This is a genomic window from Empedobacter sp. UBA5036, from assembly GCF_002415215.1.
Classification (GTDB): Bacteria; Bacteroidota; Bacteroidia; order Flavobacteriales; family Weeksellaceae; genus Empedobacter; species Empedobacter falsenii_B.
Genome location: NZ_DICC01000055.1, coordinates 1 through 22,803 on the forward strand (window position 1 = coordinate 1; position 22,803 = coordinate 22,803).

A 22,803-nucleotide genomic window follows, 5' to 3' on the forward strand; every position below is an offset into this window, starting at 1 on the left:
CATGCCTATCCTACTGCGATAAATCATTCAAAATCTAATGATGCCATTAAATCTGTTATAAAGTATTAATCCGCCTTTCGAAGGGCTATCCTTTTCAGTAGGGCAAGTTGCATACGCGTTACTCACCCGTGCGCCGGTCTCTAGCTCCCGAAAGAACTATACCCCTCGGCTTGCATGTGTTAAGCCTCCCGCTAGCGTTCATCCTGAGCCAGGATCAAACTCTCCATTGTAATTTTTCTTTTGGTATTGCTACCTATGTTTTTACAACTTCGAATTTCCTATAGCTCCATTATTAAAGGATTGACTTCGTTTTATTCGGCTATTTTTTCTTCTGTATATTTTATAATTTCAAATGAACTTCTCATTTAGCAAATCCTCTCGGTATTTGCGGTTGCAAAGGTAATACTTATTTTTTTAACTAACAAAATTTTATTTTAAAAAATTTAAAGTTTTTATTTCAATAAGTCAATTTACTTCGCAGCAAAATCACTCTCGTTATTTGCGGTCGCAAAGGTAAAACTTATTTCTAATTCAACAAAATTTATTTTTAAAAATTTTGTCGCTTGTTTTACTTTATGTCAACTACAATACTACTCGTCTTTCGTATTGGGATTGCAAATATACAACCCATTTTTCCGAACTTCCAAACACATTTTACATTTATTTTACTTTATATCCCTAACTAACTGTTATGACGGGAAATATTTTTTGAGAATTTTTAGATGTGAGATGCGAGATAAGAGATTTTAGACGGGAAAAGCCCGTTTTTACCGCAGAAAATTATAACGAGATAGATTTCTCGACAAGCTCGAAACGACAGGAAAATTAAACTTGTTAATTACTCAAGAATGCCTTTTAACTTCATAAAATGATTAGACCTTTTGCTTTTCTTAACAAAAAGAAAAGAAAAAGGGATACTTTATAGTTAACTACTCGGGAGGAATTGTCGCAAAGCGAGAATAATTTATTCAGTATAGTTAATAATATAATGGATACGATGCTGATGACATCATAATTAAGTTTCTATAAAGAAGCTCTTTTATAAAATAGGAGTGACAGAATCAAAAAAAAGGAGAACATGAGGTTCTCCTTTTTTAGTTGATAGTAATTATTGTTATCGTTGTTATGCTAATCAATGTTTATTATACTCTAGAATTAAATAACCTCAGCTACAACAAAAGTACTACCCCCAATGTAAATCATGTCATTTTCTGTTGCATTTGATTTTGCTGCAATTAATGCCTTTTCTACTGTATCAAAAAAGTGTTTATCGGTAATATCTTCTGGAATTATTTTATACAATTCATCGATATCATATTTTCGAGGAACATCTGGTTGACAGAAATAATAGGTTGCTTTTTTTGGAAAAAAATTTAAAATAGATAAAACATCTTTATCATTCACAAATCCTAAAACTAAATGTAATTGATTGTACGCTTGTTCATTTATTTGTTTCGAAACTTCTGCTAAACCATGCGGATTGTGCGCTGTATCTGCAACAATTAATGGATGTTGTCCTAAAATATCCCAACGTCCGCGTAAATTTGTATTCTTTACAACATTCAATAAGCCATTTGTAATATTTTCAGAAGAAATTGTCCAACCTTGTTTTTGCAATTGTTCAATAGCGGTTAAAACGGTACGTTTATTTTTGATTTGATAAGAACCTTTCAAATCTGAAGGTAAATCTTGAAAATGTTTTTCTTCTGCAAAAATGATTTCAGCATTTCTATCTTTTGCAACTTGCTCAAAAACTGGTTTTGTCTCGGCTGTTGTTTCACCAATTACAACCGCAGTATTTGGTTTGATTATTCCAGCTTTTTCAAATGCAATTTTGTCCAATGTATCACCCAAAAATTGTGTATGGTCTAAACCAATGTTCGTAATCACAGAAAGTTCTGGTAAAATAATATTAGTTGAATCTAATCGTCCGCCCAAACCAGTTTCTATAATTGCGATATCTACATTTTGTTGTGCAAAATATTCGAAAGCCATCGCAATTGCTATTTCGAAAAAAGACGCTTTTTGATCGATGATTTTTTTTTCATGTTTACTTACAAAGTCAATCACAAATTCTTCATCAGCCATTGCTCCATTTACACGAATTCGTTCGCGAAAATCTTTGAGATGTGGAGAAGTTGTTAAACCTGTTTTGTACCCCGCTTCCTGAAAAATAGAAGCCAACATATGAGACGTACTTCCTTTACCATTTGTTCCTGCAATATGAACAGTTTTAAATTTAGTTTGAGGATTTCCCATATATTCGCATAAAGCTGTAATATTTGTTAAATCTGCTTTCATTGCTGATGCTCCAACACGTTGAAACATTGGTAAATTAGAAAATAACCAATCAATGGTTTCTTGATACGTTCTCATTTGTACAAAAATTTATACGAAGATACGCAGGGATAAAATAAAAGTCGATTTCTTCCGAAGAAAAAATCGACTTGATATGATGAATATTTTGTTCAATTAATCTGAATAATCCTGACGAGTCGTTAAAGTTCTTTTTAAATAAAAGAATCCAAAAACTGCTGCAGCTACCGAAGCTACAAGAATCATTAATTTAGCTTCATTCACATAATCAGGATCTTTAAACGCCAAAATCGATACGAAAATAGACATTGTAAAACCAATTCCTGCTAACATTCCTGCACCAAAAACACGTTTAAAGTTTACAGCTGTTGGCAATTCACTTAATCCCAATTTTACAGCTATAAAAGTCGCTAAGGTTACACCAATTGGTTTACCTACTACTAAACCTAAGAAAATTCCAGCTGCTAACGGGAAACTAAAATGTGAGAATCCTCCACCATCAATAGTAATTGCTGTATTTGCTAAAGCGAATAATGGTAAAATGATGAAGGCAACTGGTAAATGTAAAAAGTGTTCTGCTTTTGCACAAAGAGATTTGGATTGATCTTTATTAAAAGGAATTGTAAAAGCCACTAAAACACCTGCAATTGTTGCGTGTATTCCTGAGTGTAACATAAACCACCATACAATAATTCCACCAATTATATAAGGTATGATTGTATTCACCTTCATTCGATTTAAACCAAATAATAAAGCTAAAACACCCATTGCAATCCCAAATTGAGTAATATCAAAAGGTAACTCAGGATTAGGATAAAATAATGCAATCACCAAAATAGCACCTAAATCATCAATTACTGCAAGTGCCGTTAAAAACACTTTTAAAGACATTGGTACTCTTTTACCTAACATTGTAATCACTGCAACGGCAAATGCAATATCAGTAGCCATTGGAATTCCAAATCCATTAATGGTATCAGTTCCGTAATTCAAAGCAGCAAAAATTCCAGCAGGAAGTAACATACCTCCAACTGCAGCAAAAATGGGTAAAATTGCTTTCTTTACATTGGAAAGTTCTCCAATTAGCATTTCACGTTTTAATTCTAATCCAATTAAGAAAAAGAAAATGGCCATTAGCCCATCGTTAATCCAATGTGCAAAAGAATGCCCGAATAGATCCAAATGCCAAAGGCTTTGGTAAGAATCAGCAAACATTGAATTGGCAACAATTAACGAAAATAGTGTACAGAAAATTAAAGTAATTCCGCCAGAAGTTTGGCTATGAATAAATTTTTGAAATAGTTTAGAAACAATCATTTTATTTTTTTTAATTTGGTAAAAATAATGAACTCGTTTTTAACCGCCTAATCTAAACGAAACAATAAGACCTAAATTATCATTTATATAATCTTTAAAATACTTTTTTGATACCAATTGCTAAAATTAAACATCTTTTCGATGATAAAAACAAATATGAAAGGTAAAATCAGCAAGAAATAATTATGAGATTGAATGATAAAAAAACTACAAAACACTAAAAATCTAATATGTTCTAAATACGGTACCCATCTTTTTTGTTCTAATTGTGCACCAATATTTATTAATGTAATCAAGACAAATACAACGAAGAAACCTTTGGTTAAATTATCAAATTGATCAAAGTAATATGTTAGAATACTCATCGCAAAAAACGATAAAATCAATTGTAAATTAATATAACCTTTGTATTTGAAATGATAACTATTCACTTTATTCTTAGACATCCATTTCTTTTCAATAATTGGTCTTATTTCCTGATCCATAACCGCTGGACTACCAAAATATATTGTCAATTTTTCTTTAATAGATGATTTTCTTCGAGCAGCCTCGTACAACTCTAAATAATAATGAAAATGTTGCCACAAAAAACTGTAACTATTGATAGGATGAGTTAATCCATATTTGGGTTTTTCTTCTTCTTTCTGAAAAGTACCAAATAATTTGTCCCAAAAAACAAATACATCTCCATAATTTTTGTCCAAATATTTTTCGTCAGAAGCATGATGAACACCATGAAGAGAAGGCGTTATAAAAATATATTCAAGCCATTTTTGTTTCTCCAAAATCTGCGTATGCGTAAAAAAAGAATACACGCCATGAATCACTAAAATGGTCATTACTAAGTTTGGATGAAAACCAATAAAAGGCAAAATACACCAAAAAACATTGCGAACAATTGCTTGCAAAGTCGTGATACGAGCCGCAACCGTGAAATTGAATTCTTCGGATTGATGATGCACAATATGGGCTCCCCAAAAAATATTGACTTCATGTCCCAAACGATGATACCAATACCAAACAAAATCTGTCGCTAAAAGCATCACAACCCAAATCCACCAAGCATTTGAAATATCTAAAAGACGATAATTTTCGTAAATCCAAACATACAAATTGTAAAAACTTACCGTAATAAAAAGATTCAATAATCGTTCTGCAATTCCTATTGAAATATTAGAAACCGAACTTTCATATTTATAGATATTCTTTAATTTCTTCTTTTTAACAACTACATATTCAAGCCATAAAAAAAGAAAAAAAGCTGGTAAAGCAAAAGCTAAATACTCGGGATGATTCATTTTTAAGCACTTAAAAATTGATTAATATGTTGATTAAAAAGTATCGGCTGCTCCATCATCGGCACATGACCACAATGATCGATATAAGCTAATTTTGCATTAGGTAAATGTGCAAAAAACTCTTCAGCAACATCTGGCGGTGTCACAATATCTTGTTTTCCCCAAACTAACAAAACTGGCTGATCTATTTTATGTAAAAGATGTTTCAAATTTTGTCGCTTTGCATCTCGCGCAATCGAAATTATAGACAAAGCTTTTGTAGGCGTATTAGCGGTCGAAAAAACATCATCTACCAATTCTTTTGTAACAACATTTTTTGTTTCAAAAACTTCTTCTACCTTATTTTTGATATACTCATAATCTCGCACACGTACAAAAGAAGCTTGTAAATTGTTTTCATATAAACCAGAACTTCCTGCTAAAATCAATTTATCAACCAAATTTGGATGCGCCAACGCATATAACAACGCAATATGTCCACCCAAAGAATTTCCAATTAATATTGGATTTTCAATTTTATTGGATTTAATATAATTTTCTAGAAATTGAACTAAATTTTGAAGTGAATTTCTTTTGAAATGAGTAGAAAATAAAGGAAAAGTTGGTGTATAAACATTGTAATTTTCTTCAAGATTCTTGATAACATTTCCCCAATTACTAAGGCTTCCAAATAAGCCATGAAGTAAAATAACATCTTTATTTTTCGAATATTTCATATCGCATTTATTCTTTGTTACCGAACAAATGTAAATAAAATATTTTTAAACTCTATTAATTATATAGATTTTATAGATTATATATAATTCCAGACGAATGGTCTTTGCTCGCTCCTGTTACAGATGCCAAACAATTTATTTCGTTATGAACACGTCGATATCCAAGGAATGCAAAAATTAAAGCTTCTTTAAAATCAATTAAATTATCAGTTGGAATGATGATTTCAACAGTTGATAATTCTCGTAAACGATTGATAAAAAATGAATTTCGAACTCCTCCTCCAGTTATCAACACATTGTTGATATCGTATAAAGCAAAGGTATTTTTAATTTGAATTACGAAATGCTCCACACAACTTCTCAGTTTATCTTCGGTAGGAATATCGTACTTATCAACAATTGTTAAAAACTCATTCGTTACCCATTCAAAACCTAATGATTTTGGGAAAGGTTGATGATAAAAATTCAGAAGGTTCAATTCTCCAACTAATGTAGTATTAATATATCCTTGTTCTGCTAATTCTCCATTTATATCATATTCAAACCCGAGTTGTTTGGCATAATGATTCAAAACAATATTAATCGGACAAATATCAAACGCAATTCGTTTTCCATTTCTATTCATCGAAATATTCGAAAAACCTCCAAGGTTTAAACATGCATCATAGTTAGAAAATAATAATTCGTCTCCAATCGGAACCAAAGGGGCTCCTTGTCCTCCTAAAATAACGTCTTGTGTTCTGAAATCACACACCACTTTTTGTTGACAACGCGACGCTATTGCTGCACCGTTTCCTATTTGCAAAGTGAATGATTTCTGCGGTTGATGAAAAATAGTTTGCCCGTGAGATGCAACAAAATCTACTTTTCCAATCTTATTTTTATGAATAAATTCTTTTACTTTCTCCCCAAGAAAATAACCAAACTCTACATCTAATTGACATAAATCTATTGCCGAATATTGAAAAGCTTCTGTTAGTTTTTTTCGCCAATCAGATGAATAATCTATAGTTTCGGCAAGTAAAATTTCGAAATGTTGGTTATCATCAAATCGGACATAGCAAATATCCAAACCATCTAACGAAGTTCCAGACATTAAACCAATGCAAAAAGTAGGGTTTTTCATGCTGTAAATTTAATGAGAGAAATTGATAGTTTATTGGTTTAGAAATTAGAAATTTTGAAGAACTTAGAAAACTATTTTCATTTTTTCCTTGATGAAAAAACGAAACAAAAAAATCAAGACCTCAATAAATCGGCTAAAAATGATTCATTCTACGCGAAAAGATTTAAAAACCTATCGGTTAAATCTTTTTATCGCTTCGAATTTCTTCATTTTTTTACGCCTTTTTATTGAAAGGTCATTTGAAATTCCTTTGAATAAGTAAATTGGTTTTCAATTATTAATAAGGTATGATTCTGAAAAAAGTATAAATATTATTACTCAAAACTCAGAACTTATTACTCACAACTCGAGATGCGTTAGTGATAGTAGTAGAAATCCTTTGCGTGAAACGAAGCGATAGCGGAGTTGCAAAGCAAAGATTGCAACGGATAGCCCGCCCGAAGGGAACGCCCAAATGATAAGAAAAATTGTTTTCATAATTCTTAGGTTATTGCGAATATATCAGTTAGAAATTCTAATGATAAAAGCTTATATTTGAAACACAATTAATACAAACAAAACATGGCACAAGATGTAATCTTCGATTTGATTGAAGAAGAAAAAGAAAGACAACTGAATGGAATTGAATTAATCGCGTCAGAAAACTTTGTTTCGGACAACGTAATGCGCGCGATGGGTTCTGTTTTAACAAATAAATATGCAGAAGGTTACCCTGGAAAGCGCTACTACGGTGGTTGCGAAGTTGTAGACGAAGTGGAAACTATTGCAATTGATCGTTTGAAAGCGTTGTTTAATGCGGAGTATGCAAACGTGCAACCTCACTCAGGTTCTCAGGCAAATGCAGCTGTTTACTTAGCGTGTTTGAAACCAGGAGACAAGATCTTAGGATTCGATTTATCTCACGGAGGTCACTTAACACACGGTTCTCCTGTTAACTTTTCTGGGTTAACTTACCAAACTTCTTTTTATGGAGTGGACAAAGAGACGGGGAGAATTGACTACGAAGCTATGGCAGAAACTGCTCGTAAAGAGAAGCCTCAAATGATAATTTGTGGTGCTTCGGCTTACTCAAGAGACATAGATTATGCTAAATTTCGTGAGGTAGCTGATGAAGTTGGTGCTTTGTTATTGGCTGATATCTCGCATCCTGCTGGATTAATTGCCCGCGGAATCTTGAACGATCCTATGCCTCATTGTCATATCGTAACGACGACAACTCACAAGACTTTACGTGGTCCTCGTGGTGGAGTTATTATGATGGGGAAAGATTTTGAGAACCCTTGGGGAGCAAAAACTCCTAAAAATGAAGTGAAAATGATGTCTCAAATCTTGAACGGAGCAGTGTTCCCTGGTACACAAGGTGGTCCTTTGGAGCATGTAATCGCGTCTAAAGCTGTTGCTTTTGAAGAGGCATTATCTGACGGTTATATGGACTATATTGTACAAGTTGTGAAGAATGCGAAGGCTTTGGCTGCGGCATTGGTTGCAAGAGGTTATGACATTGTTTCTGGAGGTACAGATAATCACTGTATGTTAATCGACTTACGTAACAAAGGTATTTCTGGGAAACAAGCAGAAAACGCTTTAGTTTTGGCAGAAATCACTTGTAACAAAAACATGGTTCCTTTCGATGATAAATCTCCTTTCATTACATCGGGGATTCGTTTGGGTACGGCAGCTGTAACAACTCGTGGGTTGGTTGAAGCAGATATGCAAACTGTTGCTGACTTGATTGACGAAGTATTAATGAATATTAATAACGAAGAAATCATTGATGGAGTTGCAGATCGTGTAAATGAGTTTATGTCTTCTCGCCCATTATTTCAAATGAAATAAGTAGAAACTAAGTTTCGATTATAACAATAGAAAAGTCCTGAGCATTGCTTAGGACTTTTTGTTTGATATAAAACGTCGAGACATTTTACCTAAAACCTCCTTAGGTTTTAGGTAAAATCACTTGACGTTTTTATTGAAATGTCTTGAGGAAATAATTTATTTCATTCTAACTTATAATAAGATTGAACTAATAAGAATTCTAATTAGATATATGATTACACAAATTATCATCCTGAATAAAGTAATAACTAAGTAGAAGTATTTCTTCAATACATATGTTAAAGAATAATTATTCAAAAGTGTTTTATAGATTTTTATTCCGAATGATAAATATAATTGTTAGAATCTATTAAAAGTTTTATTACTTCTTTATAATCTAAAGTAAACATTATAAAAAAAGCAACTTCGAGATGAAGTTGCTTTTCTATTTAAAATAATATAAGTCTTTGTTCTTACGCATTCAATGCTTCTGCACCACCAACGATCTCTAAGATCTCGTTTGTAATAGCAGCTTGACGAGCTTTATTGTATTGAATTTTCAATCCTTTTTGTAACTCGCTTGCGTTGTCTGTTGCTTTATGCATTGCAGTCATACGTGCTCCGTGCTCAGAAGCGTTAGCATCTAATACGGCTTTGAATAATTGCGTTTTCAACGTTTGAGGGATTAAGTCTCTTAAAATTTCTTCTTTCGAAGGGTTGAAGATATAATCTAACTCTGCTGAATTGTTTGCTTCTTCTTCAGTTTTCTCTAAAACGACTGGTAAAAATTGTTCGTCTTGTACAATTTGAACAGCTGCATTTTGAAATTGATTGTAGATAATTCTGATTTGATCAAAGTCACCTGCAGTAAATTTCTCTACTAAATCGTCTGCAATTTCAGCTACATCTGCAAAATTTAAATTATCCCAAATGCTTGATGCATTTTTATAGATAGTTTGTGTTTTACTAAAAGTATCATTAGCTTTTTTACCAATTGCTAAAATCTCTACGTGTTTACTTGCTAATTCGCCAGCTAATAACGCATTTACTTTTTTGATGATGCTTGAGTTGTATCCTCCACATAAACCTCTATTTGAGTTAATAACGACTAAAAGTACTTTATTAACTTCGCGCTCTTCTGTTAATGCACCTCCTACTTCAGCTTCTAAAGTAGAACTTACATTTTGTAAAAGTTCACGTAATTTATCTGCATAAGGACGTAACTGTACGATAGAATCTGTAGCACGTTTTAGTTTTGCAGCAGAAACTAATTTCATAGCACTTGTAATCTGCATTGTAGAACCTACAGAAGTAATACGGTTACGTATATCTTTTAAATTTGGCATAATTCTATTTGAGATGAAGGATTAAAAGGAACTTAGAGATTCGGAAACCTCTAAGTTTCATTTATATTTTATTAGTATTTAGAAGTAGTTTCTGTGATAACTTTCTTCAATACATCCATAATTTCATCAGTCCATTTACCTAAACGGATAGATGTTAAAGTGTCTGCATATTTGTTGCGCATTAACTCAACAAAATCAGCTTGCCACTCTTTCACTTGGTTAACTGGAACGTTTTTCAACATACCGTTAGTACCAGCATAAATAACTGCTACTTGTTCTTCTACTGGAATTGGAGCGTTAACACCTTGTTTTAATAACTCAACGTTACGTTCACCTTTACCAATTACGTTCTTTGTAGCTGCATCTAAATCAGAACCAAATTTCGCGAAAGCTTCTAACTCACGATATTGTGCTTGGTCTAATTTTAATGTACCAGATACTTTTTTCATTGGTTTTGTTTGTGCAGAACCACCAACACGAGATACAGAGATACCTACGTTGATCGCTGGACGAACACCTGAGTTGAATAAATCAGACTCTAAGAAGATTTGTCCATCTGTAATCGAAATTACGTTTGTTGGGATATATGCAGAAACGTCACCAGCTTGAGTTTCGATAATTGGTAAAGCAGTTAAAGAACCACCACCTTTTACGATACCTTTCATAGATTCTGGTAAATCATTCATTTGAGATGCAATTGCATCATCTTTGATTACTTTTGCAGCACGCTCTAATAAACGAGAGTGTAAGTAGAAAACGTCTCCAGGATATGCTTCACGTCCTGGTGGGCGACGTAATAATAAAGACACCTCACGGTATGCAACAGCTTGTTTAGATAAATCATCATAAACAATTAATGCTGGACGACCAGAGTCACGGAAGTACTCTCCGATTGCAGCACCTGCCATTGGAGCATATACTTGCATTGGAGCAGGATCAGATGCATTAGCAGCAACTACTACTGTATATTTATCGGCACCGTGGTCTTGTAATGTTTTCATGATTCCTGCAACTGTAGAACCTTTTTGTCCTACTGCAACATAGATACAGAAAACTGTTTCACCTCTATCGTAAAACTCTTTTTGATTTAAGATTGCATCTAAAGCAACAGAAGTTTTACCTGTTTGACGGTCACCAATGATTAACTCACGTTGTCCACGTCCAATTGGAATCATCGAGTCAATAGAAACGATACCTGTTTGTAATGGTTCGTTTACTGGTTGACGATAGATAACCCCAGGAGCTTTACGCTCGATAGGCATTTCATATAATTGTCCTTCGATTGGTCCTTTACCATCGATAGGATTTCCTAACATATCTACAACACGTCCTAACATTCCTTCACCTACGTTAATAGATGCAATTTTGTTTGTACGTTTTACAGTGTCACCTTCTTTAATACCTTTTGAAGGTCCGAAAAGTACAATACCTACATTGTCTTCTTCAAGGTTTTGTACCATTCCTTCTAACCCGTTTGAGAATTCTACTAATTCTCCGTATTGAGCATTGTCTAACCCGTAAACACGAGCAATACCATCCCCAACAGTTAGAACGGTTCCTACTTCTGCTAATTCAACTGATGAATCAAAGCTTGTAAGTTGTTGTTTTAATATAGCTGAAACTTCAGCTGGATTTATTTCTGGCATTTCTGAAATATTTAAAATTTAGGAATGTATTCGTTTTTCGAAAAATCTTTTTTTAATGTAGCTAACTTAGTTTTGATTGACGAATCAACTTGATTGTTTCCTATTTTTAAAACGAAACCTCCAATTAAAGATGCATCAATTTTGTTCTCTACTTTTACTTGACTATTTGTAGCTAAAGTTTGTTTTGCTTTTGCTACAATATTATCAATTGTATTTTGATCTAATTGTACTGCCGAAGTAATTTCTGCTGTTACAATATTATTTGCTAAATCGTATAATGAAATAAACTGATCTGCAATTTTAGACAAAATATTTTCTCTACCATGTCTTACGACTAACGAAATGAATGTTTGAGAAGTTTTTGATAAAGATTTGAAAATCTCACTCAATACAGCTTCTTTTTTCTTTGCATCAATCACTGGAGAATTTAAGAAAACTCTTAAATCATCATTCTCTTTAATGACTTTGCGAACATCATTCATTTCAGCATACACTACGTCTTTTTGGCTTGCTCCATTCGCAAACTCCATCAAACCTTTAGCATATCTATGTGCTGCTCTGAATCCTGCCATGATTAATTGAATTTAACTTGATCAATAACATCATTCACTAAAGCTTCTTGTGCAGATTTGTCTGACAATTCTTTAGTTAATATTTTTTCAGCAATTTCAATAGATAACTGTCCAACTTGATTTTTGATATCTGCCATAGCTGATACTTTTTCATTTTGGATAGCTGCTTTTGCGTTCTCAATTAATTTGTTAGCTTCTACAGATGCAGAATTTTTCGCCTCGTTGATGATATTTTCTTTCATTTCACGCGCTTCTTTTAAGATTGCATCACGTTCTGCACGAGCTTCTTTTAAGATTTTCTCGTTTTGAGCATTAAGTAAAGCCATCTCTTCTTTCGCTTTTTTAGCTGCGTCTAATGCATCTTGAATAGATTGTTCTCTATCTTTAACAGCAGATAAAATTGGTTTCCATGCTAATGATCTTAACAATACTAATAAGATGATAAAAACTACCGCAGTCCAAAAAATAAGACCAACTGAAGGTGTAATTAAATCCATTGTGTGTATGTATTAAATTTTATTTTTTACTAATTAATTTTTTAATGAATTAGCTTCAACAACCAACCGTTATTGAAGCTAATTTTAATTCAAATATTATCCGTTACCTAATAACGCAACTACGATACCGAATAAACCTGCACCCTCGATTAAGGCTGCTGCGATAATCATAGCTGTTTGAATTTTTGAAGCCGCTTCTGGTTGTCTAGCGATTCCTTCCATAGCTGATCCACCGATTTTACCGATACCTAAACCAACTCCTAAAACTGCTAAACCAGCTCCGATTGCTGCAATACTTCCTGTCATGATAATTGTATTTAATTATTAAAAAATTATTTTATTGTTTTTTATATTTTATTCTTAATGGTGATCGTGTTCTGCTACTGCTGTTCCGATAAATAACGAAACTAACATTGTGAATACGAACGCTTGTAATGCCGCTACTAATAACTCTAAACAGTAGATAAATAACGCTAATGGAATAGATCCACCTGCCATAGCTTCTGTTTGGAAAATAAAGATTAACGAAATTAACGACATAATGATGATGTGACCTGCTGTAATGTTCGCAAATAAACGAATCATTAAGGCGAAAGGTTTTGTAATAATCCCGATTAACTCAATTGGAGCTAAAATTAATTTTACTGGAACCGGTACACCTGGCATCCATAACATATGTCCCCAGTAACCTTTATTTCCTGAGAAATTAATTACGATTAATGCAATTAATGCTAATACAAACGTAACTGCGATATTACCTGTAACGTTAGCTGCACCTGGTAACAATCCTAATAAATTGTTGATCCAAATGAAGAAAAATAACGTTAATAAATAAGGCATAAATTTCGCGTATTTTTTCTCACCAATATTTGGAATCGCTACTTCATCACGAACAAAAATAATAATTGGCTCGATGAATCCTGCGATACCTTTTGGTACCATATTTCCTTTTTTGTAGTTAGATGCAACTGCAGAGAAAACTAAGATTAAAATCACGAAAGAGATTAACATTGATGTTACATTTTTCGTAATAGAAAAATCTAATGGTTTTTCATTCTCTAAATGAATAGCTCCTTTTTCGTCTACGTGAGGTTTGATTGTACCCTGCGCATCTGTTTTGTAGATTTTTTCGTGGTAATTGATGTAGTAATTTCCGTTACTTTCAACAATCGCTTCATTGTGGTGAAATTTAGAAGACATAAAAACTTGTAAACCATTATCCCATAAAATAACAGGTAATGCAACTCCTACACTTTTTTCTCCTTCTCCCCATAAATGCCAATCGTGCGCATCTGCAATGTGGTGCATGATACCTGGAACTGGGTTAAATGTAGATTCGCCAGATTTCACTTTAGTAGCTTCCTCTTGACTTTTTACTTGCTCACTTTTAATTAACTCCTCAAACGTTTTTGGAAGACTTTCGTGCGGAACTGCTGTAGAGGCAAATCCGAAATTGAAAAGTAATAAAAACGCTAATAACGCTGAAAATTTCATGTATAATTCCTTTGTTTCTAAATTGCGTGCAAAATTATAGTAAATTAACCACTTACCAAAGTCAAATGCTAAAAATCATTAAACTTTTTTTAACTTTAAATTAATTAAGCGAATAAACACTAAAACTTCGGCTAGCAAAATTACAAAATAACTTATAATTAATTGCACAACATTTGATTTAATTTGTTCATTCACAACAATCAATGCTAATACAATTGCCATCTTCGCAATCATCCCTCCCATAAAGGCAAAACCAACATATTCTGGAAATTTTATCTTCACAAAACAACCAACTTGCAAAATCATTAATGTAATTAATCCAATTATTAAATACATTTTTGGAACAATTAGCGGATTTTCGCTAAAATTATAATGCTCAACAATTGCGTAATGAATACCACAAAAAATTGCAACCATTGCAATAAAAGAAAGTGCTAAAAGAATAAATTTCTTAATCATTAAAATTATTTTTTTGGTAATTGCTTCAACATCAAATATAATCCTGCAAAAACTCCCAGCAAAGATAAGCCAGCCGTCCATAATGGCTTCTCTGTTTCCATTTTTTTATCCAAAAATGTTCCTAACCAAGCAAATAACGCAATCGTTACCGCCATCTGTGTTCCCATCGCAGAAAATTTTAAATATTGATTTACACCTTCGGACTTTCGTTCTTCTTTCATAAGTTTTATGTAATTTTGCAAAAAATTATTTCGTGGTAAAGATAGGAAACATAGAATTACCAGACTTCCCTTTATTGCTTGCACCAATGGAAGATGTGAGTGATCCGCCATTTCGTCGCCTATGCAAAATGCATGGTGCAGACTTGATGTATACAGAGTTTATTTCTTCTGAAGGATTGATTCGTGATGCAATAAAAAGTCGTCAAAAATTAGATATTTTTGATTACGAACGTCCAATTGGTATTCAGATTTTTGGTGGAGATGAAGAGGCAATGGCGATGTCAGCTAAAATTGTTGAAACTGTTCAACCAGATATTGTTGATATTAACTTTGGATGTCCCGTAAAAAAAGTGGTTTGTAAAGGCGCAGGAGCTGGTGTTTTAAAAGATATTGATTTGATGGTACGTTTAACAAAATCTGTTGTTGAAAGTACGCATTTACCTGTTACTGTAAAAACTCGTTTAGGCTGGGATTCTGATTCAATTAACATTTATGAAGTTGCCGAACGTTTACAAGAAACAGGTATCAAAGCATTGTCAATTCACGGACGTACGCGTACGCAGATGTATAAAGGACAAGCGAATTGGGAACCGATTGCAAAGGTAAAAGCGAACCCTAATATTGAGATTCCAATTTTTGGAAATGGAGATATTGATTCTCCACAAAAAGCGATCGAATACAAAGAAAAATACGGTGTAGATGGTGTGATGATTGGTCGTGCGGCGATTGGTTATCCTTGGATTTTCGAGCAAATTAAACATTATCGAGAAACAGGAGAATTGTTACCAGAACCAACAATTGTAGAACGAATGGAAGCGGCTAAAAATCACTTAAATTGGGCGATTGATTGGAAAGGTGAACGTACAGGGATTTTGGAAACACGTATGCATTATACCAATTATTTCAAAGGAATTCCTAATTTCAAACCTTATCGTACAAAATTAGTCACACAAGATAATCTTGTTGATTTGATGCAGACTTTCGAAAAAATCGAAAAAGAATTTATTCCAACATTAGAAGAAATTTAATCGTTAGAGATAATTCATTAATATAAAAAAATCCACCAAAAAACTTTGTGGATTTTTCATTTAAACTTGAGACTATAATTAATTACAATTATCTACAAGCAACACTTCTTCTGGATTCAGCGTATCATATTTTATCAATACAACTTCGTCCACATCTGCTCTAGATCGTAAAGTAACTTCATAAACTTCATCATTTACAGGATATTGTATCGTTGCTTTCGGACGTTTAAATGTTCCGCTAGTTTCCACAACAACACCTTCTACGCATTTCCCAGTTTTAGCCAATTGATCTTCTAATTGACTTTTCGAATATTGACTAAATCCGAATGCTGCAAGACCTAAAATTGCGATGACGATATAAAAATATTTTTTCATAGAATTAAAATTTAATGTTTCGTATTAGTTTTGTTTGAAACAAATTTAGATTCAATTCTATCGTTATAAAATCCCTATTATTAGCTAATTTTCAATCTACAACATTTTTATTAATCATTAATTGATCAATACTAAATAAATACTGAGATTGTACAGCAAGTAAAAGTGCTGCTGTCGCACTTGTCCAAACAGAATAATCAAAAGTAGCTTTTACACCAAAGGCAATAGACATAGCTAATGCAAAAATTGTTAAAAGTAAAAATGTACCTAGTGCTGTAATCCTTGTTTTAAATCCTATTAATAATAAAATAGAAAATAGAATTTCTAAAAATGTCGCACCATAGGCTCCTAATTCACTTAAATATTTTGGAAGAAAAAAAGTTAACGTACGAGTATAATCTTCAAAAGATGCCCAATTCCCCCAAGACACGTTTTCAGTCCAAATTCCAAAACGGTCAGCAACTGCTGAAAGCATGGAAAAAGCCAAAGCTATTCTTAAAAAAAGCTGAGGAAGTCCTTGTTTTGTCATAAGTATAAATTATTATATACGACAAAACTAAATTAATGCTTCTTCAAAAATCTTAAACTAGATTAAGAAAGATTATTCGTAACTATTTTTCTGTTTCATGCTTCGTTTTCAGCGCATAAAGTGCAAAAGTTCCCAACCAATGACTTCCCATATAATCGTCATTTGTAATATTATTTAAGGAATAATTGAGATGATTTTGCGCAATTTTATTCAAATGTTTTAACTCTGGCAATTTATGTTCGATTTGATACAAAGCCGTTGCACGACTAAAATTCAATCCATCCAAATGCACCAAATGTCCATCTGTACGATCCGAAACTACACCAGGTTTCAAGTCAAAATTCTTTTTTTGTAACAGAGGCAAAAATCCTTTCAGCCATTTTTTATATTCATCATGCGGATGAATTTTAGACATCAACAAAGCTTCTTCCAAACAAGCAGAAAGAAAATCTGATCCACTTGGTTCGAAAGCAATATTGCAACTTTTATCTTTTAAATAAAGACGATTAGCATTATCAATAATCACTTTTTCGAATGTTTTATCATTCACAGAACGTGCATAATCTATCGCTAAGCTCAAACCAAAAGCTGTGTTATCATGCGTACCTGTACGAATTGGATAAACTAATTTCGGCAAATATTCTTTGTATCGAACAATAATCAAATCACTCAAAGGTTTCATATTTTTTGCCCAAACTTGCGCATCTTTATCTTGCCAATGATTCAATTCCATTTGCAATTGTAACAACCAAGCCCAACCATAAGTACGCTCGAAATTCTTGTTATTTTTATCATTGAAAAAGGCCATTTCAACCGCAACATTTTCTGCTGTAATCAATTGATTTAACTCATTTCTAACCTGATTATTTTGATCCAATTCAGGAAAATTTTTCATCAATTTCACAATCGACCAAAATCCATGCACAGACGAATGCCAATCAAAACAACCATAAAAAATTGGACGCAATTGCTTTGGCGTTTTAAGATCTGCATCACTTCCCAAAACATTTCCTAATTTATTCGGGTATTCTACAGAAATACAATGCGTTGGTAATTCAAATATTTTTTTGGCTTGATCTAAGTGTAATTCTTGCGCAAAAACTGTAGATGATATAAAGGTTGATAAGATAATAAATCGTTTCATGAAGATTGTTTTTACTAAGATAGAAATTATTCTTTGCTTATACCAAGTTGATGATAATTCTACTAAAAATAGTCTTTTATAAATTAAATCTTATACCTCCCATTAAATATCCAGATAAAGTTTTAAGATTTACGTAACCTTGATAATCTGTTGTAGAAATATTTTTTAACATAGAATTTTGATTAAGATTAATAAAATTAAATCCTTGAATAAATAGATCAAAATTTTTTAATTTATAATCAATTTCAGTGTAAAAGTTCCAGTTTGTATTTTTTATTACTTCTATATTTTTAATAATTTGATTATCATTTAAAACTCCTACTTTAATTTTAGCATTCTTGTAATTGTAAGTAACTCCAAAATCATTTTTTATAGTAAATATATTTTGTCTATCAATTTTCTTATTATCATTAACAAACACTTGGAATGTGTTTTTATAATAAACTTGTAAATTTGACTTAAATCTTGATGTAAAATTAGTTTTTAGATTAAAATTAGTTGAATAAAGATTATTTAATTCATTATTAATTTTCTGAACATTTTCTGTATAATTAAGAATTCCATTCGCTTTAAAAGCTATGGGAATTTTATTAAAAATATAATCATAATTAATAAAAAGTAACAAATTATCTGTTTGTTCTGCCTTAAAAAACGCTTTGTAAATTAAATTATTTTGATAACGTATATCTTCAGCTATATCATTTTTATTTTGATCATAACTTACATTTACAAAAAATGTTCTTCCTTTACTTAGATTTAGTTTTAAATAATTTATCGACACACTGTTTGTTCTTTTTATAAATAGTTCGTCTATTGATGATTGGTCTAATATTGTTAAATAATCTACTCTTCTTTCGTAGGTATTTAGAAAATCTAAAGTTGGAATTCCGGCATCTAAATAGGAATACTTTAAGGTTAATTTTCCTCCTTTATTTAATGTATATGCAAGAGATACTACTGGAGAAATACTAAAATTTTGTTCTAATGATTTTTGATTAGAATTATAGTAATTAACAATTAAACTTGAAGATATTAAAAGATTTTTATTGTATAAATAACTAAACACACCTCCTATTACTGCATTAAACAATCTATTTTCTTCTTTATTTTTTTGATTTATTAAGGTTGATAAATTATAATTTTGTAATGATGTATTGGTATAATAATTATATGTAAATTTATTTTTTGAAGATTTTACTGAGTACCCGATTTTATAAAGATTAAATTTTGATTGGTTCGTATTAATTTCTTCTTGTTCTGTTATTAGATAATTTTTTGTTTGAGAATTAAAATCTAATGTCAATTCTCCCAATAAATTATCATTTAAAACATTAAACCAATTTAATTTCTGAATAAAATTTTGTTCTTTACTATTTTCAGAATATAAATTTTGATTAATATCAGAATCTATTGTGTTTTGAGTATAATCAAATTTTGAATCTAATACTACGTAATTATTTTTGTTAATTTTCCAATCCAAATTGAATACATTTTGAACAAAATAGGGTTTTTCATCAATTTGCTGAATTTCATTTAATTTGAAAATCCCATAATTTTTGTATGTATCTTGTCTTTTAATCGAAGTATTAAAATCAAATAAAGTATAATTTTTAATTAATAATTTGTCGTTAATTTTCTGATTATAATTTAGTGATGAAAAGAAGTTTTTACGATCATAAAAATTCCGTTGTTCTCTAAGAAAACTGGGAATATCCTTTTCATCTATTTTAGACACACCATTACCATTTCTTTTAATGGTTTGGTTCAACTCAAAATAATCTTCCATCGTCATAGCGACTTCTCCTATTGTATTGTAATGATTGATAAAAGCGATATTGCCTTTTTTATTGAAATTGAATAAGTTTATTCTATTATTTGTATTAAAATCATTACCTAACGCAAAAGAAGCGTTCCCAGATATTGTATTTTGATAATTTTCTTTTAGTTTAATATTTAATACTTTTTTTCCTCCAGAACTAAAGCTTTTTAATATATCATTAGGTTGGTAATTAGAAATCAAATCAATACCTTCTATCATTTCATCGGTAATATTCTTTGTTGCTAATTGATGTTTGTTTCCAAAAAATTCTGCACCATCAATCAAAATATTATCCATTTTTTTACCTTGATAATATACTACGCCATTTTCATCAATTTGCAATCCAGGCAACTTTTCTATTAAGTCGCCTAAAGTTCTTTCATTACCAGTTCTTATTGCTGCTAAATTATATTGTATAGTATCTTCTTTTACTTTACCAAAGCTTTTGTTGTTAATAATTACTTCTTCTAATTTAACAAGTTCTTCTGATAAAAATATTTCGATAGATTTACCTTCATTTAGTTCGATATTTTCTTGATATTGAGAATAATTAAGCACATTAACTTTTAGTGTATATACTCCTTTTTCTAAATTGATAAAATTAAAAAAACCTTGACTATTTGTTTTTTTAAAACCTTTAAACGTATCGTCTAAAAATAACTGAACCACTGCATTATGTAGTGGTTCGGAGTTATTATCTTTTACATAACCATTTATAGACAAATTTTGAGCAAATAGTAACGAACTGATGAAAAAAAAGAACTTAAAATAAACTATTTTTTTCATCTATTTTTATTCACTTTTAATAACGATTCTATTTGTTTTTACACCTGACGAATTTTCTATTTTTGATGAAATAGAAGACTGCTTCAGTTCTTCCATTTTCTTTGAATACTCTTGCGTCGTTAAGACATTAGAAAATGATGGAAGCTGTATTTCTTTTTCTGCTTTATTAATAGATTTTAAAGTAATGTATTTCTTATCTGTTTCTACTTCTACTATTAATCCTGGTAAACCATTAAAAATTTCAGGCCCATCTGTTATTGCTATCTCAGAAAGATACCATGCCGTAACTTGTCCTAATTTAGGGTCATCCAAAGTCGCTTTTTGGGCAGTATATCCTCCAACTGATTTTGTTTCATTGGTAATTTTCCATAAATTTTGCAAATCACTCTTTTGCATTACTGTAAGTTTTTCGCCTTTTATTTCAGTTGTTTTATAGATAGTTGATGTTTCCAAATTTTTATAAAATACATCACTTACAAATGAAATGGTCGTGTTTTTTACAATTCTTTTGTTTCCGTTCGTATTTTCTACTTGGTTATTGTTTTTATCATCTTCAGTTGCTAAAGTCTTATAAATAGATTCATTTCCATTTGTTTCCAAAACACTGTATCTTGGCTTAGACAGTCTATCTTTTATCATTTGCTGTGCATGCACTGGTAATTGTGCAACCTTGGCCTCATCTATTTTTACTGTTTCTACATATTCTATTGTATAAGAATTTTTGATAATCCCAATATTTTGTTTATCATTTTTCATTTTAATTTCATTAGTAGAAATACTATTTGAATTTAATTCATTTTCTGTTAAAGCTTTCTTATCTGAACATCCGTTCATTAACGTTAAAATAACTAATACTGTATACATTTTCATTGTTTTTTATTAAAGGCCCTTAAAACTATTAGTAGATTAAACTAATTAATCACAGTATATACCTGATTCAAAGTAGTATTCATATTCCCAACTACCATCAGAATAAAGAGTAAATGACTCTTCCTCATACTCATAGTAATAACAATCATCAATTAATGATGTAATTTCAGAATTATCATTTTTTAATTCTACCTCATTTGCCATTGCAAAAGTTCCAAAAAGTGCAAAAGCACTTGCTAATAAGATTTTTCTCATGCTTAAATTTTAAAATGTTAATAAATTAGTATTGATCAATATTCTAAAACTATAAATAAATAACCAAAAAAACAAATTATTATAGATTTAAGAATTTTTCTAACTCTTCTTTTGCTTGTAAACTTTCAGGAAAATTTTTCACATTTTGTTCAAAAAACTGTTTTGCTAAATCATTTTTCTTTTGTTTTACCAGATAATTTGCAACATTATTGATATACGTTTCTGTTGGTTGAAAAGAATAATTCAATTTTCTAGAAATCGTTTCAAAAGAATCCTTCACCAAATTTGGTTGATTCGGAATCTCTTTAATATTCACACGATAACCATCAAACTGCCAACGCAAATAATCAATCGAGCCAATCATCGGAACCGAACCATGTTCTTCGTCAATATATTGTTTGTAATGATAATTCAATGATTTATTCTTTGATGATTTCAAACGTTCGTCCACCTTTTTTATACTTTGATAATGGTCTCGTAAATGATCTGCATTTTGACTTTCACCAACTTGTGTTATCATCAAGAATCGATTCTCGAAAGAATGATTTTCTAAATTTTGATATAGATTCAATAATTCTTTGTCATTAAACCAAACACTTGGATCGTGCGCAACATATCCATTGAAAGTTTTGGGATGGTTGTACAAGGTTTTCAACGCAAAATATCCACCTAAAGAATGTCCAATTAACAAACGAAAATCATTCACACGATAATTTTTCTGCATAAAAGGAAACAATTCATTTTGAATAAAATTCAGAAAATTAACATCATTTACATGTGTAAAATCTTTTGTTCGATCACCATTTTTATTCGTAATTCCGACAATGATCGATTCAGACATTTCTGGATAAAATCCCGATTGAAACTTAGAAACTACGCCTGTTAAAAACGTAAAATTAGATTCGGCATCTAACACATAAATCACAGGATAATTTACTTTTTGAAGTTTATTATTATAATACGATTCGGGAAGATTCACCCAAATTTCTCGTTCAGTATTTAAGATTTTGGAATTTATTTTTTGGATTTCAGCAATTGATAATTTCTCTTGAGAAAAACCGATTTGAGAGAAAATCAAACAAAATAAAAGTAGGAATTTTTTCATGTATAAAATTTTTCTAAAAATAACTATTTAGAATTATTCTACACAAATGATTTTAGACAAAAAAAAACG

22 protein-coding genes and 1 rRNA gene are annotated in these 22,803 nt (G+C 31.2%); 2 read left to right on the top strand and 21 right to left on the bottom strand.

The features are described from left to right. The 6 genes from B4J88_RS10115 to B4J88_RS10140 all read right to left on the bottom strand — a co-directional run. Positions 1-230: ribosomal RNA gene (locus tag B4J88_RS10115) — 16S ribosomal RNA — on the bottom strand; the annotation flags it as partial. A gap of 925 nt (positions 231-1,155) precedes the next feature. Beyond that, entirely contained in the window at positions 1,156-2,376 is a 1,221-nt protein-coding gene (locus B4J88_RS10120) for a bifunctional folylpolyglutamate synthase/dihydrofolate synthase (RefSeq protein ID WP_291067530.1), read from the bottom strand. Positions 2,377-2,472: 96 nt separating this feature from the next. After that, positions 2,473-3,633 carry a Na+/H+ antiporter NhaA gene (gene nhaA / locus B4J88_RS10125; protein ID WP_114997858.1) on the bottom strand — a complete coding sequence of 387 codons (1,161 nt, stop codon included), beginning with the start codon at positions 3,631-3,633 and terminating at the stop codon, positions 2,473-2,475. An 83-nt stretch (positions 3,634-3,716) separates the two neighbouring features. Further along, positions 3,717-4,931 (bottom strand): sterol desaturase family protein, encoded by a 1,215-nt coding sequence (locus tag B4J88_RS10130; protein ID WP_291067532.1) that lies wholly within the window; start codon positions 4,929-4,931, stop codon positions 3,717-3,719. 2 nt (positions 4,932-4,933) lie between these two features. Beyond that, on the bottom strand, positions 4,934-5,647 hold the full coding sequence (locus B4J88_RS10135) for an alpha/beta fold hydrolase (RefSeq protein ID WP_038335162.1): 714 nt from the start codon (positions 5,645-5,647) through the stop codon (positions 4,934-4,936). Positions 5,648-5,717: 70 nt separating this feature from the next. Then, positions 5,718-6,773 (bottom strand): anhydro-N-acetylmuramic acid kinase, encoded by a 1,056-nt coding sequence (locus tag B4J88_RS10140; protein WP_291067534.1) that lies wholly within the window; start codon positions 6,771-6,773, stop codon positions 5,718-5,720. A 561-nt stretch (positions 6,774-7,334) separates the two neighbouring features. Between B4J88_RS10140 and glyA the strand changes: the two genes are divergently transcribed. Then, positions 7,335-8,609 (top strand): serine hydroxymethyltransferase, encoded by a 1,275-nt coding sequence (gene glyA / locus B4J88_RS10145; protein ID WP_291067536.1) that lies wholly within the window; start codon positions 7,335-7,337, stop codon positions 8,607-8,609. Between the two features lie 452 nt (positions 8,610-9,061). Here glyA and atpG read toward each other — a convergent pair whose 3' ends face one another. The 8 genes from atpG to B4J88_RS10185 form a co-directional block, all read right to left on the bottom strand. Continuing rightward, positions 9,062-9,934 carry an ATP synthase F1 subunit gamma gene (atpG, locus tag B4J88_RS10150; protein ID WP_221854234.1) on the bottom strand — a complete coding sequence of 291 codons (873 nt, stop codon included), beginning with the start codon at positions 9,932-9,934 and terminating at the stop codon, positions 9,062-9,064. Between the two features lie 71 nt (positions 9,935-10,005). Continuing rightward, positions 10,006-11,580, bottom strand: a complete 1,575-nt coding sequence (atpA, locus tag B4J88_RS10155) for a F0F1 ATP synthase subunit alpha (RefSeq protein WP_291067538.1) — start codon at positions 11,578-11,580, stop codon at positions 10,006-10,008. An 11-nt stretch (positions 11,581-11,591) separates the two neighbouring features. Continuing rightward, entirely contained in the window at positions 11,592-12,152 is a 561-nt protein-coding gene (gene atpH / locus B4J88_RS10160; protein WP_291067540.1) for an ATP synthase F1 subunit delta, read from the bottom strand. Between the two features lie 2 nt (positions 12,153-12,154). After that, on the bottom strand, positions 12,155-12,649 hold the full coding sequence (locus tag B4J88_RS10165; protein ID WP_291067541.1) for a F0F1 ATP synthase subunit B: 495 nt from the start codon (positions 12,647-12,649) through the stop codon (positions 12,155-12,157). A 96-nt stretch (positions 12,650-12,745) separates the two neighbouring features. Beyond that, positions 12,746-12,955, bottom strand: coding sequence for an ATP synthase F0 subunit C (atpE, locus tag B4J88_RS10170; RefSeq protein ID WP_013598300.1), 210 nt, complete (start codon positions 12,953-12,955; stop codon positions 12,746-12,748). A gap of 54 nt (positions 12,956-13,009) precedes the next feature. After that, entirely contained in the window at positions 13,010-14,143 is a 1,134-nt protein-coding gene (gene atpB / locus B4J88_RS10175; protein ID WP_286496235.1) for a F0F1 ATP synthase subunit A, read from the bottom strand. A gap of 78 nt (positions 14,144-14,221) precedes the next feature. Beyond that, positions 14,222-14,602 carry a hypothetical protein gene (locus B4J88_RS10180; RefSeq protein WP_114997874.1) on the bottom strand — a complete coding sequence of 127 codons (381 nt, stop codon included), beginning with the start codon at positions 14,600-14,602 and terminating at the stop codon, positions 14,222-14,224. 5 nt (positions 14,603-14,607) lie between these two features. Continuing rightward, entirely contained in the window at positions 14,608-14,823 is a 216-nt protein-coding gene (locus B4J88_RS10185) for an AtpZ/AtpI family protein (protein ID WP_291067543.1), read from the bottom strand. 32 nt (positions 14,824-14,855) lie between these two features. On the opposite strand from B4J88_RS10185, the gene dusB reads away from it, so the two are divergent. Further along, positions 14,856-15,851: a tRNA dihydrouridine synthase DusB gene (gene dusB / locus B4J88_RS10190; protein WP_291067545.1), complete on the top strand. Its 996-nt coding sequence runs from the start codon at positions 14,856-14,858 to the stop codon at positions 15,849-15,851. 78 nt (positions 15,852-15,929) lie between these two features. Here dusB and B4J88_RS10195 read toward each other — a convergent pair whose 3' ends face one another. The 7 genes from B4J88_RS10195 to B4J88_RS10225 all read right to left on the bottom strand — a co-directional run bounded on the left by B4J88_RS10195 (position 15,930) and on the right by B4J88_RS10225 (position 22,734). Beyond that, on the bottom strand, positions 15,930-16,226 hold the full coding sequence (locus B4J88_RS10195) for a hypothetical protein (RefSeq protein WP_291067547.1): 297 nt from the start codon (positions 16,224-16,226) through the stop codon (positions 15,930-15,932). A gap of 91 nt (positions 16,227-16,317) precedes the next feature. Further along, positions 16,318-16,755 (bottom strand): DoxX family membrane protein, encoded by a 438-nt coding sequence (locus B4J88_RS10200; RefSeq protein ID WP_219035384.1) that lies wholly within the window; start codon positions 16,753-16,755, stop codon positions 16,318-16,320. 82 nt (positions 16,756-16,837) lie between these two features. Further along, entirely contained in the window at positions 16,838-17,899 is a 1,062-nt protein-coding gene (locus B4J88_RS10205) for a DUF2891 domain-containing protein (protein ID WP_291067549.1), read from the bottom strand. Positions 17,900-17,975: 76 nt separating this feature from the next. Next, on the bottom strand, positions 17,976-20,504 hold the full coding sequence (locus B4J88_RS10210) for a TonB-dependent receptor (protein ID WP_125350595.1): 2,529 nt from the start codon (positions 20,502-20,504) through the stop codon (positions 17,976-17,978). Positions 20,505-20,510: 6 nt separating this feature from the next. Next, a complete protein-coding gene (locus B4J88_RS10215; RefSeq protein WP_185144215.1) occupies positions 20,511-21,368 on the bottom strand; it encodes a GLPGLI family protein in 858 nt (285 codons plus the stop codon). A gap of 51 nt (positions 21,369-21,419) precedes the next feature. Then, a complete protein-coding gene (locus B4J88_RS10220) occupies positions 21,420-21,629 on the bottom strand; it encodes a hypothetical protein (protein ID WP_219033824.1) in 210 nt (69 codons plus the stop codon). Between the two features lie 79 nt (positions 21,630-21,708). Further along, a complete protein-coding gene (locus B4J88_RS10225) occupies positions 21,709-22,734 on the bottom strand; it encodes an alpha/beta hydrolase (protein WP_291067552.1) in 1,026 nt (341 codons plus the stop codon). Positions 22,735-22,803 lie beyond the last annotated feature (69 nt).

Excerpts from the sequence above, each read along its gene's own strand:
- B4J88_RS10120 (WP_291067530.1), bottom strand. The coding sequence starts at position 2,376 with ATGAGAACGTATCAAGAAACCATTGATTGGTTATTTTCTAATTTACCA.
- nhaA (WP_114997858.1), bottom strand. The coding sequence starts at position 3,633 with ATGATTGTTTCTAAACTATTTCAAAAATTTATTCATAGCCAAACTTCT.
- B4J88_RS10130 (WP_291067532.1), bottom strand. The coding sequence starts at position 4,931 with ATGAATCATCCCGAGTATTTAGCTTTTGCTTTACCAGCTTTTTTTCTT.
- B4J88_RS10135 (WP_038335162.1), bottom strand. The coding sequence starts at position 5,647 with ATGAAATATTCGAAAAATAAAGATGTTATTTTACTTCATGGCTTATTT.
- B4J88_RS10140 (WP_291067534.1), bottom strand. The coding sequence starts at position 6,773 with ATGAAAAACCCTACTTTTTGCATTGGTTTAATGTCTGGAACTTCGTTA.
- glyA (WP_291067536.1), top strand. The coding sequence starts at position 7,335 with ATGGCACAAGATGTAATCTTCGATTTGATTGAAGAAGAAAAAGAAAGA.
- atpG (WP_221854234.1), bottom strand. The coding sequence starts at position 9,934 with ATGCCAAATTTAAAAGATATACGTAACCGTATTACTTCTGTAGGTTCT.
- atpA (WP_291067538.1), bottom strand. The coding sequence starts at position 11,580 with ATGCCAGAAATAAATCCAGCTGAAGTTTCAGCTATATTAAAACAACAA.
- atpH (WP_291067540.1), bottom strand. The coding sequence starts at position 12,152 with ATGGCAGGATTCAGAGCAGCACATAGATATGCTAAAGGTTTGATGGAG.
- B4J88_RS10165 (WP_291067541.1), bottom strand. The coding sequence starts at position 12,649 with ATGGATTTAATTACACCTTCAGTTGGTCTTATTTTTTGGACTGCGGTA.
- atpE (WP_013598300.1), bottom strand. The coding sequence starts at position 12,955 with ATGACAGGAAGTATTGCAGCAATCGGAGCTGGTTTAGCAGTTTTAGGA.
- atpB (WP_286496235.1), bottom strand. The coding sequence starts at position 14,143 with ATGAAATTTTCAGCGTTATTAGCGTTTTTATTACTTTTCAATTTCGGA.
- B4J88_RS10180 (WP_114997874.1), bottom strand. The coding sequence starts at position 14,602 with ATGATTAAGAAATTTATTCTTTTAGCACTTTCTTTTATTGCAATGGTT.
- B4J88_RS10185 (WP_291067543.1), bottom strand. The coding sequence starts at position 14,823 with ATGAAAGAAGAACGAAAGTCCGAAGGTGTAAATCAATATTTAAAATTT.
- B4J88_RS10195 (WP_291067547.1), bottom strand. The coding sequence starts at position 16,226 with ATGAAAAAATATTTTTATATCGTCATCGCAATTTTAGGTCTTGCAGCA.
- B4J88_RS10200 (WP_219035384.1), bottom strand. The coding sequence starts at position 16,755 with ATGACAAAACAAGGACTTCCTCAGCTTTTTTTAAGAATAGCTTTGGCT.
- B4J88_RS10205 (WP_291067549.1), bottom strand. The coding sequence starts at position 17,899 with ATGAAACGATTTATTATCTTATCAACCTTTATATCATCTACAGTTTTT.
- B4J88_RS10210 (WP_125350595.1), bottom strand. The coding sequence starts at position 20,504 with ATGAAAAAAATAGTTTATTTTAAGTTCTTTTTTTTCATCAGTTCGTTA.
- B4J88_RS10215 (WP_185144215.1), bottom strand. The coding sequence starts at position 21,368 with ATGTATACAGTATTAGTTATTTTAACGTTAATGAACGGATGTTCAGAT.
- B4J88_RS10220 (WP_219033824.1), bottom strand. The coding sequence starts at position 21,629 with ATGAGAAAAATCTTATTAGCAAGTGCTTTTGCACTTTTTGGAACTTTT.
- B4J88_RS10225 (WP_291067552.1), bottom strand. The coding sequence starts at position 22,734 with ATGAAAAAATTCCTACTTTTATTTTGTTTGATTTTCTCTCAAATCGGT.